We start from the raw sequence: 14,301 nt of genomic DNA, 5'->3' as shown, positions 1-14,301 counted from the left end.
TGCCCGGCTGATCGTGGTTCTTCGACGACGCTCTACAGCCGGATCAAGCGGTGGAGCCATCGTGAACTCCGGGCGCAGCCTTGTTGCCTCGCAGCACAGGCGAAATTGCCCGGCGGGCTGGATAGCGCCCGGACTGACATGTGGCCTGCCGCCCGGGACAGGTTGCCATCGGCGCTCGCGCGGTGGTCCAGCCACCAAAATAGGTGCATCCACAGATGGTTGCGCGCGTGGCCAGGCCCTCATTCCTGACCCGGGCCCAACCCGCGAAACCGCGCCGATACCTGCGCGGCCCCGCATCTATTGGCAAGCTCTGCACCCACCCGCCACCTCGCCCGCAAGGGCCATAACGCGAACCATCGCGGTTATCGTCTTCTGGTGCGCCGCGCCGGGGCGCGAGCCTAGGCTCCCGAAGAAGGCTCGTCCCGGGCCGACTGAAGTTCGGCAAGGGCGCGGTAGATGATGTCATCTTTCGAACGCCGCCCCATGGTGAAGCCCGGTGCGATGGGTTCGGGACCATGGACGTCGCGGAACTCTCGTCGGATACCGTCATAGGCGACCGTCCGGTGCGCGATCTTCCATTGGCCCTGCCGCCGTTCGAAACGGTCGACATAGCGGCAAGCCATCGTGACCGTATGGGCTGGCAGGGGCGGGTTTCCCGTGCCCGCGGAAATCCAATGATACAGCAGGCAGCAGGTCTCGGCCACGGCGACGTCTCCGGCGATGTCGATGACGGGTGAGCCCAGCAGATGAAGCGACGATGCCACGTGGTCCTGCCGCCCGCTCGACCAACGCAGGAAGTCGTCCACATCGCCGTTGACGGGCCCGTGGTTGTCGATGGCGCCGTCGTGATAGGCGCTGCGCATCATCGCGAAATCCTTGCGGTCCGACCCGCGCGCATAGGTCTGGATCACGCGGACAATCTCGCGTTCGTCGCGCAAGATTGCCAGCAGCAGGTTGTCACTTTCCGTCATCGTCGCCTCCAACTGTCGCCACCAGATCCCCAGGGGCCCTTCTAGGCAGGCTAGCCCGGATCGGATCCGCGCTCCCAAGACCGATTGGCGATCTGCTTGATGCTTCTCGGCTATGGCTGCCGCGGCAATGTGGCGCTGTCCGATACCGTGATCGGGCGGTCCTCTCCGGCGCACTTGGGCAAGAGTCGGAGCTGCTCGACTAGCAACCCCTCGACCGTCCGGATAGCCATCGAAATCGGCCGACGCGCGTTCATTCCCGAAGTGATCTGGCGCCGGATCGCCGGGTTGGTCAGGTGAACCGCCAGCAGCCGACCCTCGGCGACTTCCTCATGGACCATGGAATACGGAAATACGGTGCAATACAGCCCGCGCAGCACCATTTCTTTCAGGACCGGTATGCTGTCCATCTCGACTTCGTAGCGTGGCGAGATGCGATAAGCGGCAAACCATGGTTCGAGCACGCGGTGAAAGCCGTTGGTAATGGCAAGTGGAAATTGCACCACATCGCGAAACGGTATCGTGTCCGCAGTCCCGGCCAGGATGCGCGAGGTGCCGACAAGAACCATGTCTTCTTCAGCCAGCTTGCGATAGTCGACCAGTTTGGCGGGTGCGGGGTCGGTCAGCAGAGCGATATCGATCCGTTCCTGCTCCAGCCATTCGCTGAGAAAGACGCTCAGCCCCTCTATGATCTTGACCGTCAGTCCGGGGAAACTGTTGCGAACTTGTGCGATCAGGGCCGGTGCAATCAGGTAGGCCAGCGAAGGCGGCAGTCCCACCACCACAGTTCCCGTCAGCCCCGTCGAGGTCGAAGCGAGGCTGGGCTTTATCTCTCCGATGAACTGCAGGACGTATTCCGCCATCTCCTGAAGTCGGCGGCCCTCATCTGTCAGTTCGACGCCCCGCGAGGTCCGCAACAGAAGCTTGACCCCCAGTTCGTCCTCCAGCGCGATGATCTGTCGGCTCAGGGCCGGCTGGGCAATGAAAAGCTTCTCCGAAGCCTTCGTAAAGCTTTGGTGCTGCGCAATTGATGCGAAATACCGAAGTTGGCGAAGCTCCATTCCTTCAGCCCGGCTGTTTCGGCCAAACAGTCATTCTTTCCTCCACCCGTCACCCCCCATCCGTCACGGCAGCGTCTGCCTCCTGCAGTTCGATGAGCAATCCTTGCATGGAAGCGGGCTGCAGGAAAACCATTCTTTGCCCCATCACATTCCTGCCCGGCTGGCCGATCGGAACGACGCCCAGTTGCAAAAGACGGGCCAGATCGGCCTCCAGATCGGTCGAGGCAAACGCCAGATGATGCAGCCCGCCACGCGGATTGCGCGTGAGATAGCCGGCTAGTGGCCCTCGGTCGCCCAGTGGCGACAGCAGTTCGATCTGCGCCCCCGCCAAGTCGAACCTCTGCATCTGGACGCCCTGCGCCTCGTTGCGCAGCACGGGCCCTGCGGCAACGCCCAGCACCGCCTGCCAATGCGCCACCGCGGCCTCCAGATCTGGCACGGCGATCCCGATATGCGAAAAACCGGGCGGCACCGCAGTCATGTCCTGGCCTCGTGCGCAAGTATGGCGTCTGGCCCGGTCTGGTCCAGCAGCGCCGACCGAAGCGCTTCGCCAAGGCCAAGCTCGTCGATAACCTGCGCGGTATGCTCGCCCAACAGCGGCGGCGGGCGGCGCATCGAATGCGGCGTCGCGGCAAGCTTGAACGGAAAGCCCAGCAGCCGCAAAGGCCCCGCCGTCGGATGATCGGTGTCCAGAATCATGTCCCGCGCAAGGGTCTGCGCGTCGCTCAGGGCATCCGACACACTGTTGACGCGGCCACAAGGAATGCCTGCTGCCTTGAGTTCGGCCAGCCACCATGCTGCGGTCTGATCCGCCATCGCCTCGGCCACGGCATTGTCGACCAGATCGCGGTTTTTGACGCGGGCGACATTGGTTTGCATCCGCGGGTCGTCCGACCATTGCGGCTTTCCAGCCAATCGCGCCAGCCTGGCAAACTGCATGTCGTTCCCGACTGCCAGCGCGATATCCCCATCGCGGGTTGCAAAGGTCCGGTAGGGAACGATGTTGGGATGGCCGTTGCCGAAGCGCCCGGCCTCGCGGCCCGACACCAGATGGTTCGAGGCGACATTGGCAAGAAGCGATATGCCGGTCTCGTAAAGCGATGCGCTTACCGCCTGGCCTGCTCCGGTCTGCTCCCGTGCGCGGAGCGCGGCGAGAATTGCGATCGTGGCATAAAGCCCGGTCGCAATGTCGACGATCGCCACGCCATGTTTGGTTGGCTCGCCGCCGAGGGCGCCGGTAATCGACATCAGCCCGGTCTCGGCCTGAAGGATGAAGTCGTATCCCGGATCGGCCGAACGAGGGCCGGACGGCCCGTAGCCGGTGATCGAGCAGCGCACCTGCTGCGGCGCATGGGCCAGACGCCACTCCTCGCCAAAACCCCACCGTTCCAGTGTGCCGCTCTTGTAGTTCTCGACCAGGATATCGGCCTCGCGCATCAGCCGCTCCACGACCTGCCGCCCTTCGTCCGACTTCAGGTCCAGCACAATGCTGCGCTTGTTGCGGTTGACACCCAGGAAATAGGCCGCCTCGCCGCCCGCGTGGGGCGGCCCCCAGCCGCGGGTCTCGTCGCCCTGTGGCGACTCTACCTTGATCACTTCGGCCCCCAGATCGCCCAGCGTCATCGTGCAAAGCGGCCCGGCCAGAACCCGGGTCAGATCAAGAACCTTGATGCCGGAAAGTGGCCCCATCACTCGGCTCCTCCTTTGTGCATGAAATGGAATGCTGGCCCATCCAGCGCAGGCAGGGGCGGCAGTGAGGCCAGCGTCTGACGTCGCCTCACCACCCAGGGAATCCCCTCGACCGCCTGATCCGCCGTGAAGCCGGGCGCGACCGCAGCCAGCGTCATCTCGCCATCGTCGAACCGAAACAGCGCGCGGGGCGTTGCCAGCGCCGCCGGACCTGCCCCGCGGCCAGGGCCGGGCCGGCGCGGCCCTACACCCGGATGCCCCGGACTGGTCACATAGCTGACGCGCTGGACAAACCGTTTGGGCTCATGCGGCATCAGCAGCACCGTCCGGCGGGCCAGCACGGCGATGTCATGCGCCCCACCCGAGCCGGGAAGCCGAACTGTCGGCCGGTCATAGTGACCGATGACGGTGCTGTTCAGGTTGCCAAACCTGTCCACCTCGGCCCCCGACAGCAGGCCCACGTCGATGATCCCCTTCTGCAGCGCGGCGAAGACGTCCATCATGCTGCCCAGCATCGCCGCGCCCCGTGCCACCGACGGGCTGCCGGTCGAAAGCGGTGGCTTGTCGGGGTCCGCTCCGATCACCCCGGATTCGAAGATCATGGTGATGCCGGGCGCATGCAGGCGCCGCGCGATCATGGCCGCCAGGCCCGGCGCCCCGATCCCGACAAAGGCGACCTCGCCATCGGCCAGATCTTGCGCGGCATGCCACGCCATGGCCAGTGTCGCGGGATCAGGCTGCATGGGGCGGCTCATGCGCGGCCTGGACAAGCGCCGCCTTGCGGGCCGGAGCTACCACCTCGGCCACCCCGGTCCGGGTGTCTTGCACCCAATTGTCGACCCACGCCGGGTCGCGCGAAAGCCGGTCGAATGCCCTGTAGTAATCATCGTCGCGGTCGTAGACGCCATCGACATACGACGGCCATGCCCCGAATGGCACCTCTGCGACCGCCGAGACAAGATGGGCCGGAAGGATGGTGCTGCCCGGGTCTGCGCGGATTTCAGCAGGGTCAACGATCTTTTCCACAGTGACAACGATCCTGCGCGCTGCCCGTGCGCCGGCCAGCGTATCGCCCAAGATGCCGCTGCTTTGCACATTGCCCAGCGGGTCGGCCCTGTGCGCATGGACCAGCGCAACATCCGGCACCAGCGCCGGCACCGCTGTCAATTCAAGCCCGGTGAAAGGGCAGACCACGCTGCGGCGACCACCGTCAGGGACAAGATCGCCCTCGGCAAGGACATGCGTCGGCAGGAATGGCAGCCCCATGGCCGCCGCCTCCAGCCGCAGCAGAAGGCCGAAATTGCTGGTCTCGCGCAGGCGCAGACGGTCTTCGGCCAGCGCCCTGCGGCAGATATGTGAGATGCCGATTCCAGGGTTGCCGAACCAGCCCACGACGATCTCTTTCGCCGCACCGGCCGCCACCAAAAGGTCGAACAGGATGTCCGCCCCGGTGCGGCAGAGTGTCAAACCGGTGACGCCCTGGCGGACGATTTCGCGCCCGGCCGCAAAGGGGACGCACTGGCCGAACCCCCCCACGAAGACAAGCGACCCGGACGGCACGAGCCCCCGGATCGCCTGCTCCAGGGACATGACCTTGGTCCCTGATACCGGATCAGGCATCGGAACGCTGATTCCGGTCATTGGCGAAGTCTGCCACATAGCGGTCCAGAGCGTCCTTGTTGCTTTGCCGGAACTTCATGAAGTCGGGCTTGCGCTTGTCAAGGAAGGCCTGCATCCCTTCGATGCTCTCCTCTGTGCCCCAGATGTTCGCCAAGAGTTCCATCCCCTGTTGCCAGGACGGATAAAGGGCGTCGGATTCGTGGTTGAGCGACTTCTTGGTGGCGCGGATCGTCTGCGAGGAATGCCCCTTGATCTTTTCACACCACGCCAGCGTTTCGGCGAGCAGACGGTCCTGCGGAACGACCTTGTTGATCAGCCCGATCTGCACAGCCTCTTGCGCCGTGAACGTGCGCGCGAGGAAAATCATCTCGCGCGCCAGGCGCTCGCCGATGATGCGGGGGATGTATTGCGTCGCACCTACCGTCGGACAGGCGCCCACCTTGGCACCAGTCTGCCCGAACACGGCATTGTCCGACGCGATGACCAGGTCGCACCACAATGCCAGCTCGTGGCCGCCACCCATGCAATAGCCGTTGACCATCGCGATGACCGGAACAGACAGCCCGCGGATCGTCATCGCAAGACCCAGCATGCGGTCGTTCCACATATGGGCGTTCTGGCGGTTGAGCTTCATCATCGCGGTGAAGTCGCCGCCGGCCGAAAAGGCCTTGTCCCCTGCCCCGGTGATCACAACGCAGCAGATGGTCGGATCCTCGCGCGTGCTCGAAACTGCGTGGATCATCTCGTCCAGGCTTTGCTCGCGAAAGGCGTTGCGGAAACGCGGCCGGTTGATGGTGATCCAGGCGACGTTGTCCTTCACCTCGAAAAGGATGTCCTGATAGGTGTCCGGGGCGGCAGCTGCGATGCCAGGCGAAACTCTTGTGCTCACGGGGGCTTCCTTCCATGCACTCCTCGACTGGCCAGCAGAGTTACCGATCCCTCGAAGCCGTAGGAAAGACTGATTTGCGATCAGGCCGATGCCCTTGCGCGATGACCCCGTGCGGCATGGAAGCAATATCGAATCGGTATTGTCGCGGCACAGCCGCACAGGCCAGAATGCCGGCAAACGCAGCGATCAGGGGATCGACATGCCCGCCCAAATCCTGTTCCGCAACGCCACCGTCCTGACCATGGACTCGCAGTTGGGCGACCTGACCGGCTGCGACCTTCTGGTGGAAGGCAGCCATATCGCCGCCCTGCGACCGAGCATACACGCGCCCGAGGCAAGAGTGGTCGATTGCACGGGCCAGATCCTGATGCCCGGCTTTGTCGATACCCACCGCCACACCTGGCAATGCCTGCTGCGCAACACCGCGGTCGACTGGAGCCTTGGCCAGTATTTCGGCGGCGTGCGCGGCGTGATCGGGGGGCACTACAGTGCCGAGGACATGTATGTGGCCAATTACTGCGGGGCCATCGAATGCCTGCACGCAGGGATCACGACGCTCTATGACTGGTCGCACAACAACAACAGCCCCGACCATGCTGACGGTGGGGTGACCGGGCTCTTTGACGCCGGAATACGTGCTGTCTATGGTTACGGCAATTCGAATGCGGAATGGATCCCCGTCAGTTCCCTGTCCACCGACTTCGACGACCTGCGCCGCGTCAGGCAGCGGTATTTCCCCGGCGACGACGGGCTGAGGACGATGGCCTTCGCAGCGCGCGGCCCGCAATATGCGACGCTGGACGTGACCGAGGTCGACTTCCGCACGGCGCGGGATCTGGGCCTGCGGATCACGGTCCATGCGGGTAGCGGCCATTGGGGCAAGCAGCGGCCGGTCTCGAAGCTGCACAGCCGCGGTCTGCTGTTTGCCGACACCATCTATGTCCACTGTTGCAGTCTGGCCGAGGACGAGATGGATCTGATCGCGGAAAGCGGCGGCCATGTGTCCTGCTCTCCCGAGGTCGAGCTGAACATGGGGCACGGCTGGCCCGCAACCCTGCGGGCCCTGCGTCGCGGCCTCCGGCCCTCAATATCGATTGACGTGACCACCTCAATCGGCGGCGACATGTTCAGCGCGATGCGCGCGATGATGGGCGCAGCCCGGGCGCAGGTGAATTCCGAGGCGCTCGACCGGGACGAGATCCGCGACCGGCCCGTTGTGACCAGCCGCCAGATACTGGAATTCGCGACGATTGACGGGGCACGGGCCTGCGGGCTTGACCATCGCATCGGATCGCTGACACCGGGCAAGGAGGCAGACCTGATCGTGATCGAGACCGCCTCGCCCAACATGTTCCCGCTGAACTATCCTGTCGGTGCCGTCGTCGAGTCCGCACATGCCGGCAATGTAGTGACTGTTCTTGTTGCAGGGCGGCCGGTGAAATTCAACGGCAAGATGCAGGACTTCGATATGGTGGCGGTCAAGCAGCGTATGGAAAGGGCCCGGGACGAGCTGTTTTCGCGCGCCGGCATTCCCGCCGACGGGACTTGGTACCCGCAGCCCCACACGGCCGGGACCATGGGCCGCATCCACAATGCGTGACCGGGGCGCATGCCGCAGCGTTTGTCATTTCATAGGCCTTTGACAGAACCGTCAAGCGCAGTCCAATCGGGCGACCTTCAGTTGCGCGACGGCCGCGCGTTTCAGGCATTTCACGACCATCTTGGGGCTGACGCCCAGCTTCCAGCTCAGATGCGCAAGCGAAGCTTGCGATCACTGTTTTGCGGCCCTGATGGCGCGCCTTCGCCAGCGGGATCGGGCCGGATTGCGTCTGTCGGTGCTGTAATCCCTGGCAGGCACGGCTTTGCCGACGTGAAACGCTCGGCAGTCTTGTTCCGCTATCCTGGGTTTCGGCTTTCGATGATCCGCGCCAGATCGCCGAAAATCGGGGCCCGATGGTCTTCGGCGCTGCTCTATCCGTTCGCTGCCGTTCGGGCTTCACTGTCAAGCCCCTGCATCAGATAGGCGTTGTACCGCTCGCCCGCCGCTGCGCCATGCGGCAGCGCCTGGTCGATCTCGCGCATGTCCTCCTTGCTGAGCTGGACTGTGCCTGCACCCAGAGATTCGCCAAGACGTTCGCGGGTTCGCGCGCCGACCAGCGGCACAACCAACGGGTCACGCGCCATGACCCAGGCGATGGCCAGTTGCGCAACAGTGATGCCCTTCGCCTGCGCCATCGCCCGCAACCGTTCGACAAGTTGCAGGTTGTGGTCAAGGTTTTCACCCTGGAACCGAGGGTTGATCGCACGGAAATCGCGTTCGCCTTCGCGCGCCTTGTTCCAATGGCCGCTGATCAGGCCCCGTGACAGAACACCGTAAGCCGTCAGGCCGACGCCGAGGTCACGCAGTTCGTTCAGGATCGCGTCCGGGCTGCGGGAGATCACCGAATACTCGATCTGCAGGTCTGCGATCGGGTGGACAGCATGCGCCCGGCGCAGCGTTTCCATCGACACTTCGGACAGGCCGATGTGCCGGATGTATCCTGCCTGCACCATCTCGGCCATCGCGCCCACGGTGTCCTCGATCGGCACGTTCGGGTCGAGCCGCGCAGGCCGGTAGACGTCGATGTAGTCGGTCCGCAACCGTTGCATGCTCTGCGCGAGCGAATTCTTCATGGCGCGCGGGCTGCAATCATTGCCGCCCCAGCCGCCTGCCGGGTCGCGCAGGGCGCCGAATTTGACGCTGAGCACCACATCCTCGCGCCGATGACCGGCAAGCGCCTCGGCGATCAGCATCTCGTTGTGCCCGCTGCCGTAGAAGTCGCCGGTGTCGATCAGGTTCACGCCTGCTTCAAGTGCAGCGTGCAGGGTGGCGATGCTTTCGGCACGGTCGGACGGACCGTACAGGTCCGACATGCCCATTGCGCCGAGGCCGATGGCCGAAACGGCGGGGCCGTCAGTTCCAAGCTTGCGTGTCATGGTCAATCTCCTTTGGGGTGGCGAGGTTCGGTCTTCGGGGTTCGAAGAAGCCGGTCATGTTCGCTGCGCCCGGGCGTGCTGCGCCGTGCCAAAAGGCGGATGCCGCTTTGGAACGGCGCGATCCAACCTGCTGTCAACGAACGAACTTCCGACTTCCGATGTGAAGATAGCCTTGCACTTAGTATGTGTTTAGATGATCAATTCGGAATGGGTCATTCGGTTATCGAGATACAATCATGAAGAGCGACCTCAACCGGCTGCACATGCTGTCCGTCGTCGCCAAGCATCTGAACTTCCGCCGCGCCGCAGCCGAACTGGGCATGGCGCCGGGCGCGCTCAGCGAGCGGGTGCGCGATTTCGAGCAGCATCTTGGCATCCGGGTGTTCAACCGGACCACGCGCAGCGTGGCGCTGACCGCAGCCGGCACCGCCCTGCTGACCGAGGTCGAACCGGCGCTGGCCAAGATTGCGTCAGCCGTGGCCGCCGCCCGGACCAGTGACGAAGTTCCCGTCGGCACGCTGCGGATCAATGGACCGCGCCCGGCGCTCGAATTCAGGCTGGGCCCGCTGGTCACGGCCTTTCTGCTGCGTCATCCCGGGATGAGCGTCGAGGTCGTGGCCGACGATGGCTTTGTCGATGTCGTGGGCCGGGGGTTCGATGCCGGTGTCCGCTATGGCGAGGCGCTGGAACAGGACATGATCGCGGTCTCGCTTGGCGCGGATCAGCGCCTGATCGTCGTCGGCGCGCCGGATTATCTTGACCGCAAAGGGCGCCCTCTGGAACCTGACGGGCTAGCCGGTCACAACTGCTTTGCCCAACTGTTCCCAGGCGGCAATCGGTTTGGCTGGACGTTCAGGAAAGCGGGGGTCGAGAAGTCGATCACGCCCAGCGGTTCGCTTGCATGTAGCGAACCCTCCGTGCAGGTGCAGGCGGCGGAGCGGGGCCTCGGCCTTGCGCTGCTGTTCGAGGAGCATTGCATCGAAGGTCTGGCCGCCGGTCGGCTGGAGCAGGTTCTGGCCGATTGGTGCCCACCCTTTCCCGGCCCATACCTGTATTATCCTGAACGAAGGCTGATGCCGGCCGGCCTGCGCGCCTTCGTGACCTTCATCCAGGCGCAGCGATGAGCAGGCCGAACTTGGTTGCCGATGGCAGGCTTGTGCATGTGCTTGACCCGTGGTGCAAACCGTTTCCGGGCTTTTACCTTTATCATCCAAGCCGTCGGCACACCCCCCGGCGCTTCGGGCACTGATCTCGTTCCTGGTCCTGGACACCGCCGCCCGAGCGGACGCGAAAGCCGGTATCTGGATTGAGGGCGGGCGTCTGGCCGGAACAGATGACGTCGGCGGCCCCGCGTGCCGAGCCACACCCCCTACCTGGGTCGTGCCCCCAGCGGTGCAGGGATTTCGGGGCGGGACAAACCGGCCCCAAGATGCTAGGGCCACGCAATCTTTTCCAATGTTCCCTGAGGCCAAGATGACAATCACCCACCAAGACGAGCTTGACGGCCTGCAGAAGATCGGCCGAATTGTCGCGAACACGATGCACGCGATGGCAGGGGCAATGGAACCCGGCATGACCACGCGCGACCTGGACGACATAGGCCGCGCATTGCTGGACCGGGAGGGCGCCATCTCGGCACCGCAGGCCACCTATGACTTTCCGGGCACCACCTGCATCAGCGTCAACGAAGAGATCGCACATGGCATCCCTGGTGACCGCAAGCTTGCCACGGGCGATCTGGTGAACATCGACGTCTCGGCGTCGCTGAACGGCTATTTTGCCGATACGGGGGCGACGTTCCACCTTGGGGCGGTGCAGCCCTCGCTGGAACAGCTGTGCCGCGACGGCAAGCGGGCCATGCAGATCGGCATCGCGCAGGTCGGGCATGGCAAACCCCTGGCCGGGATCGGCAACGCCATCGGCAAATTCGCGGCAAAGCGCGGCTATACCCTGATCCAGAACCTTGCCAGCCACGGTGTCGGTCGGGCCTTGCATGAAGAGCCCCAAGAGGTTGCGACTTGGCCCAACAAGCGCGAGAAACGGCGGATGCACGTTGGCCTTGTGCTGACGGTCGAGCCGTTCCTGTCGCGCGGCGGCATGTGGGCGGCCCCGGGTGGCAAGGATGACTGGACGCTGTTCAGCCGGCCAAAGGCGCCGGTGGTGCAATACGAACACACCGTCGTGGCCACCCGTCGCGGTGCGATCATCCTCACCCTGCCCGCCTGAAGGCTGAGAGACGCGAGACTGCAACACGGCGCAGCCTTTAATCACCCAGCAGCCAACCGCCGTTCTGGAACGACAAGGCATCTGTCCCCGTCCTGGCCCCGGGCATCGGGATCATCGGCATATTGTCGTGGGGACCGGCCTGTTATGCGCTTGAAGGCAACGGAAAAGGCGCTTTCCGACGCGTATCCGACCTCTGCGGCTACCCGTGCGATCGGCACCTTGGTGCGCCGCAAACGGTCGCCCGCAACCAGAATCCGCCATTCGGCAAGATACTGCATCGGCGTCTGACCCGTCACATGCCGAAACCGGACGGCAAAGCTGGTGCGCGAAAGGGATGCACGCGATGCAAGGTCCTGAACGGTCCAGGGCCGCGCGATATCTGCATGCATGGCAGACACCGCCCTGGCGATAGAGGGGTCGGCCACGGCGGCAAGCCAGCCGCCGGTCTGATGCGGGGCCGTCGCAAGATGCTGGCGCATCACTTGCAGCAAGACAAAATGCGCGAGGTGTTCGATCGAAAGCGCCCCGCCCGGCTTTGGCTCGCGCAGTTCCTGTGCGATGCGGTTCAGCGACCACTGCAGCGCCGCAAACTCGGGTTCCGAGCGTATCACGAGGACCGCGGGCAACCCACGCAACAGCATGTCACCGATCGTGCCAGACAGCAGAAATCGGCTGCTGGCCATGAAGAAATCGCCGCCGCCGCCATAGACCGCGGTGCCGCCGTGCCGCACCGGGGCATAGACCGAACCGGCATCCACGCCCTCTTGCGCCGGGGCCGAAGAGATCACGAACGGTCGGCCATGGGGCAGGATCACGCAATCGCCAGCTTCAAGGATCACCGGCTTTGATCCATCGACGCAAAGCCAGCAGCGCCCCTTCAGAACGGCATTGCATTTCAATCCGGCGTGGCGTTCGAAACGGATGGACCAGTCACCCCCCGCGTCCAGTCCCGCCGCGACGCAGGCATGGGGGTGCAGCATGGAAATGATTTCGGACAGCGGGTCCATTTCTGCGACTTTGAACGACGACGACAAAAACTCGGCCTCCTGAACATAGCCAGTTCGAAATCTGATGGGTAAGTCCGGTAAAAGTCAATCTGGAGGCATCGACATGATCCTGATCACCACACCAACAGGCGACATCGGCGCACGTGTCTTGCGACATGTGCTGAACGCAGGGGCGCATGTCCGCGTGATCTGCCGCGAACCCGCACGGTTGCCGCACGACATCGCCGCGCGGGTCGACATCGTTCACGGGTCGCACGGCGACGCTGGCGTTGTCCAAAGGGCGCTCGGCGGGGTTACTGCCGTGTTCTGGTTGCCACCGGGCAATCCGACCGAACCCAGCGCCGAGGCCGCGTATGTCGACTTCAGCCGCCCGTTCTGCGAGGCCCTGCCCCTGTCGGACGTCACGCATGTCGTCGCGATTTCGGCCCTTGGCCGTGGTTGGCCAAAGCCTGCCGGCCACGTCACCGCAACGCTGCGGATGGATGACCTGATCGGTGCCACGGGTGTCGCCTATCGCGCGCTTACCTGTGCGTCGCTGATGGATAACCTGATGCGTCAGGTGGAGCCGGTCCGTGATCTGGGCATGTTTTTCGCGCCGACGCCGGGGGATCTGCAGCTTCCTCAAGTCGCAAAATCCGATGTGGCGGACGTGGTGGCGCGCCTTCTGCTGTCGCCGGACTGGACCGGCGTGGAGGACGTGCCGCTGTGCGGCCCCGACGACATCTCTTTTGTCGAGATGGCGGCGACGATGTCGACGGTTCTGGGCAAAGCCATCGGGTTCCAAGAAATGTCGATGGACCAATTCGCCGGGATGCTGCGGGCCAACGGCGCAAGTGAAGGCATCGCCCAAGCCTATGTCGAGATGTTGACAGCCAAGAACGAAGGCATGGATACGATGATCCGCCCTGCCCCGCGCACGAACACGCCAACGACGTTCGAAGTGTGGTGCCAGACCGAACTGCGGCCCGCCCTGCTGTCCTGACCACAGGGGCCAAATGTTCGCAATCCTCAGGGTCGCCACGCCTGTGTGTGGCGACCCACCGGTTTGACGGGCTGTCTGGCAACTCGTCGCCGTCAGAACTTGAACACATAGCCCAGGCCGACCTTCGTCAGCATGTCGTCCACGACAATCGGGCTGTCCGCAATACCGCTGCCAAGTTTGGTCACGCCAAGGTCCAGCAGCAGCATGTGCCGTTCGGCCAGCATGTAGCCGAAGGTGATCCCACCTTCGACGTTGACGGTCGATGACCCGGAATATTGCGCACGGGACGCTGTGGCCTCGCCCGCGCGGACGCCGTAGTAGTAGTCAACCGCGTTGTCATCCAGCCAGACAGCCGCAAGCTTCGGGGTGATCATCAGTCTGTCCCAGGCCACGAAAGAGCGTGAGGCCTCCAGCTTGAAGCTGCTGCCGTCGCTGTCGCCGGTGACATCCGTCATGGCCGCGAAGGACAGATCAACAAGGTCCGATCGCCAGCCCATCGTTGCCCCGGCCCAGACACCGCCGTCGCGGTCCGCCATGCCGTTCAGGATCGGCGCATCGCCAGCCTCATACCCGCCCTCGCCGCCAAAGAAATCCACCGTGAGGCCAAAGCTGAGCTGTTCGGATGAGATCCAGGGCAGCTTTACATCCACAGATGGAACGCCGATCTTGAAATGGTCGTTCTCGTATTCAACGAAAGGCACGGCGGCGGTTTCTGTGAAACCGTAAGCCGTGTCGCCCTGAAATCCGAACAGGCCAACGGTGAAACTGCCGCCGCGCAGGCCGCCCTCTTGCGCCAGTGTCTGGGCCGGTTGCAGTGCCGCGACGCAAACAGCAAGCGCAAGACTGCCCCGAAGGGTTCTTGAAGTGGTCATCCTGATATCCT

14 protein-coding genes are annotated in these 14,301 nt (G+C 64.0%); 4 read left to right on the top strand and 10 right to left on the bottom strand.

Features of this window, described 5'->3' with window-relative positions:
• Positions 1 to 398 precede the first annotated feature (398 nt).
• From GEU84_RS11520 to GEU84_RS11490, 7 genes are all read right to left on the bottom strand, one after another.
• On the bottom strand, positions 399 to 971 hold the full coding sequence (locus tag GEU84_RS11520; RefSeq protein ID WP_152825518.1) for a nuclear transport factor 2 family protein: 573 nt from the start codon (positions 969 to 971) through the stop codon (positions 399 to 401).
• A gap of 110 nt (positions 972 to 1,081) precedes the next feature.
• Positions 1,082 to 2,029 (bottom strand): LysR family transcriptional regulator, encoded by a 948-nt coding sequence (locus tag GEU84_RS11515; RefSeq protein WP_152825516.1) that lies wholly within the window; start codon positions 2,027 to 2,029, stop codon positions 1,082 to 1,084.
• Between the two features lie 49 nt (positions 2,030 to 2,078).
• The gene (locus GEU84_RS11510; protein ID WP_152825514.1) at positions 2,079 to 2,510 is read right to left on the bottom strand and encodes a VOC family protein; all 432 of its coding nucleotides are present in this window, start codon (positions 2,508 to 2,510) and stop codon (positions 2,079 to 2,081) included.
• Positions 2,507 to 3,718 (bottom strand): CaiB/BaiF CoA transferase family protein, encoded by a 1,212-nt coding sequence (locus GEU84_RS11505; RefSeq protein ID WP_152825512.1) that lies wholly within the window; start codon positions 3,716 to 3,718, stop codon positions 2,507 to 2,509. The genes GEU84_RS11510 and GEU84_RS11505 overlap by 4 nt, the downstream gene beginning before the upstream one ends.
• Positions 3,718 to 4,461 carry a CoA-transferase subunit beta gene (locus tag GEU84_RS11500; RefSeq protein WP_174539809.1) on the bottom strand — a complete coding sequence of 248 codons (744 nt, stop codon included), beginning with the start codon at positions 4,459 to 4,461 and terminating at the stop codon, positions 3,718 to 3,720. Before GEU84_RS11500 ends, GEU84_RS11505 begins: the two co-directional genes overlap by 1 nt.
• On the bottom strand, positions 4,451 to 5,308 hold the full coding sequence (locus GEU84_RS11495; protein ID WP_174539808.1) for a CoA transferase subunit A: 858 nt from the start codon (positions 5,306 to 5,308) through the stop codon (positions 4,451 to 4,453). The genes GEU84_RS11500 and GEU84_RS11495 overlap by 11 nt, the downstream gene beginning before the upstream one ends.
• Before the next feature lie 22 nt (positions 5,309 to 5,330).
• A complete protein-coding gene (locus tag GEU84_RS11490; RefSeq protein ID WP_217438559.1) occupies positions 5,331 to 6,227 on the bottom strand; it encodes an enoyl-CoA hydratase-related protein in 897 nt (298 codons plus the stop codon).
• Positions 6,228 to 6,321: 94 nt separating this feature from the next.
• Here GEU84_RS11490 and GEU84_RS11485 point away from each other — a divergent pair, with 94 nt between their 5' ends.
• Entirely contained in the window at positions 6,322 to 7,827 is a 1,506-nt protein-coding gene (locus GEU84_RS11485; RefSeq protein WP_217438558.1) for an amidohydrolase family protein, read from the top strand.
• A 371-nt stretch (positions 7,828 to 8,198) separates the two neighbouring features.
• Here the strand turns inward: GEU84_RS11485 and GEU84_RS11480 are convergent, their stop codons facing one another.
• Complete coding sequence (locus GEU84_RS11480) at positions 8,199 to 9,203, bottom strand: aldo/keto reductase (protein ID WP_152825503.1); 1,005 nt, start codon at positions 9,201 to 9,203, stop codon at positions 8,199 to 8,201.
• A 236-nt stretch (positions 9,204 to 9,439) separates the two neighbouring features.
• Between GEU84_RS11480 and GEU84_RS11475 the strand changes: the two genes are divergently transcribed.
• Positions 9,440 to 10,327, top strand: a complete 888-nt coding sequence (locus tag GEU84_RS11475; RefSeq protein WP_152825501.1) for a LysR family transcriptional regulator — start codon at positions 9,440 to 9,442, stop codon at positions 10,325 to 10,327.
• A gap of 349 nt (positions 10,328 to 10,676) precedes the next feature.
• Positions 10,677 to 11,429 carry a type I methionyl aminopeptidase gene (map, locus tag GEU84_RS11470; protein ID WP_152825498.1) on the top strand — a complete coding sequence of 251 codons (753 nt, stop codon included), beginning with the start codon at positions 10,677 to 10,679 and terminating at the stop codon, positions 11,427 to 11,429.
• A 41-nt stretch (positions 11,430 to 11,470) separates the two neighbouring features.
• Here map and GEU84_RS11465 read toward each other — a convergent pair whose 3' ends face one another.
• A complete protein-coding gene (locus GEU84_RS11465; protein ID WP_152825496.1) occupies positions 11,471 to 12,436 on the bottom strand; it encodes an AraC family transcriptional regulator in 966 nt (321 codons plus the stop codon).
• Positions 12,437 to 12,539: 103 nt separating this feature from the next.
• Here GEU84_RS11465 and GEU84_RS11460 point away from each other — a divergent pair, with 103 nt between their 5' ends.
• On the top strand, positions 12,540 to 13,418 hold the full coding sequence (locus GEU84_RS11460) for an NAD(P)H-binding protein (RefSeq protein ID WP_152825494.1): 879 nt from the start codon (positions 12,540 to 12,542) through the stop codon (positions 13,416 to 13,418).
• Positions 13,419 to 13,510: 92 nt separating this feature from the next.
• Here GEU84_RS11460 and GEU84_RS11455 read toward each other — a convergent pair whose 3' ends face one another.
• Entirely contained in the window at positions 13,511 to 14,290 is a 780-nt protein-coding gene (locus tag GEU84_RS11455) for a MipA/OmpV family protein (protein WP_152825492.1), read from the bottom strand.
• Positions 14,291 to 14,301 lie beyond the last annotated feature (11 nt).

Source organism: Fertoeibacter niger (assembly GCF_009380135.2).
In the GTDB taxonomy this organism is placed as follows: domain Bacteria; phylum Pseudomonadota; class Alphaproteobacteria; order Rhodobacterales; family Rhodobacteraceae; genus Fertoeibacter; species Fertoeibacter niger.
Note: the sequence above shows the minus strand (reverse complement) of the source record. Positions and strands in the feature narration are given on the sequence as shown.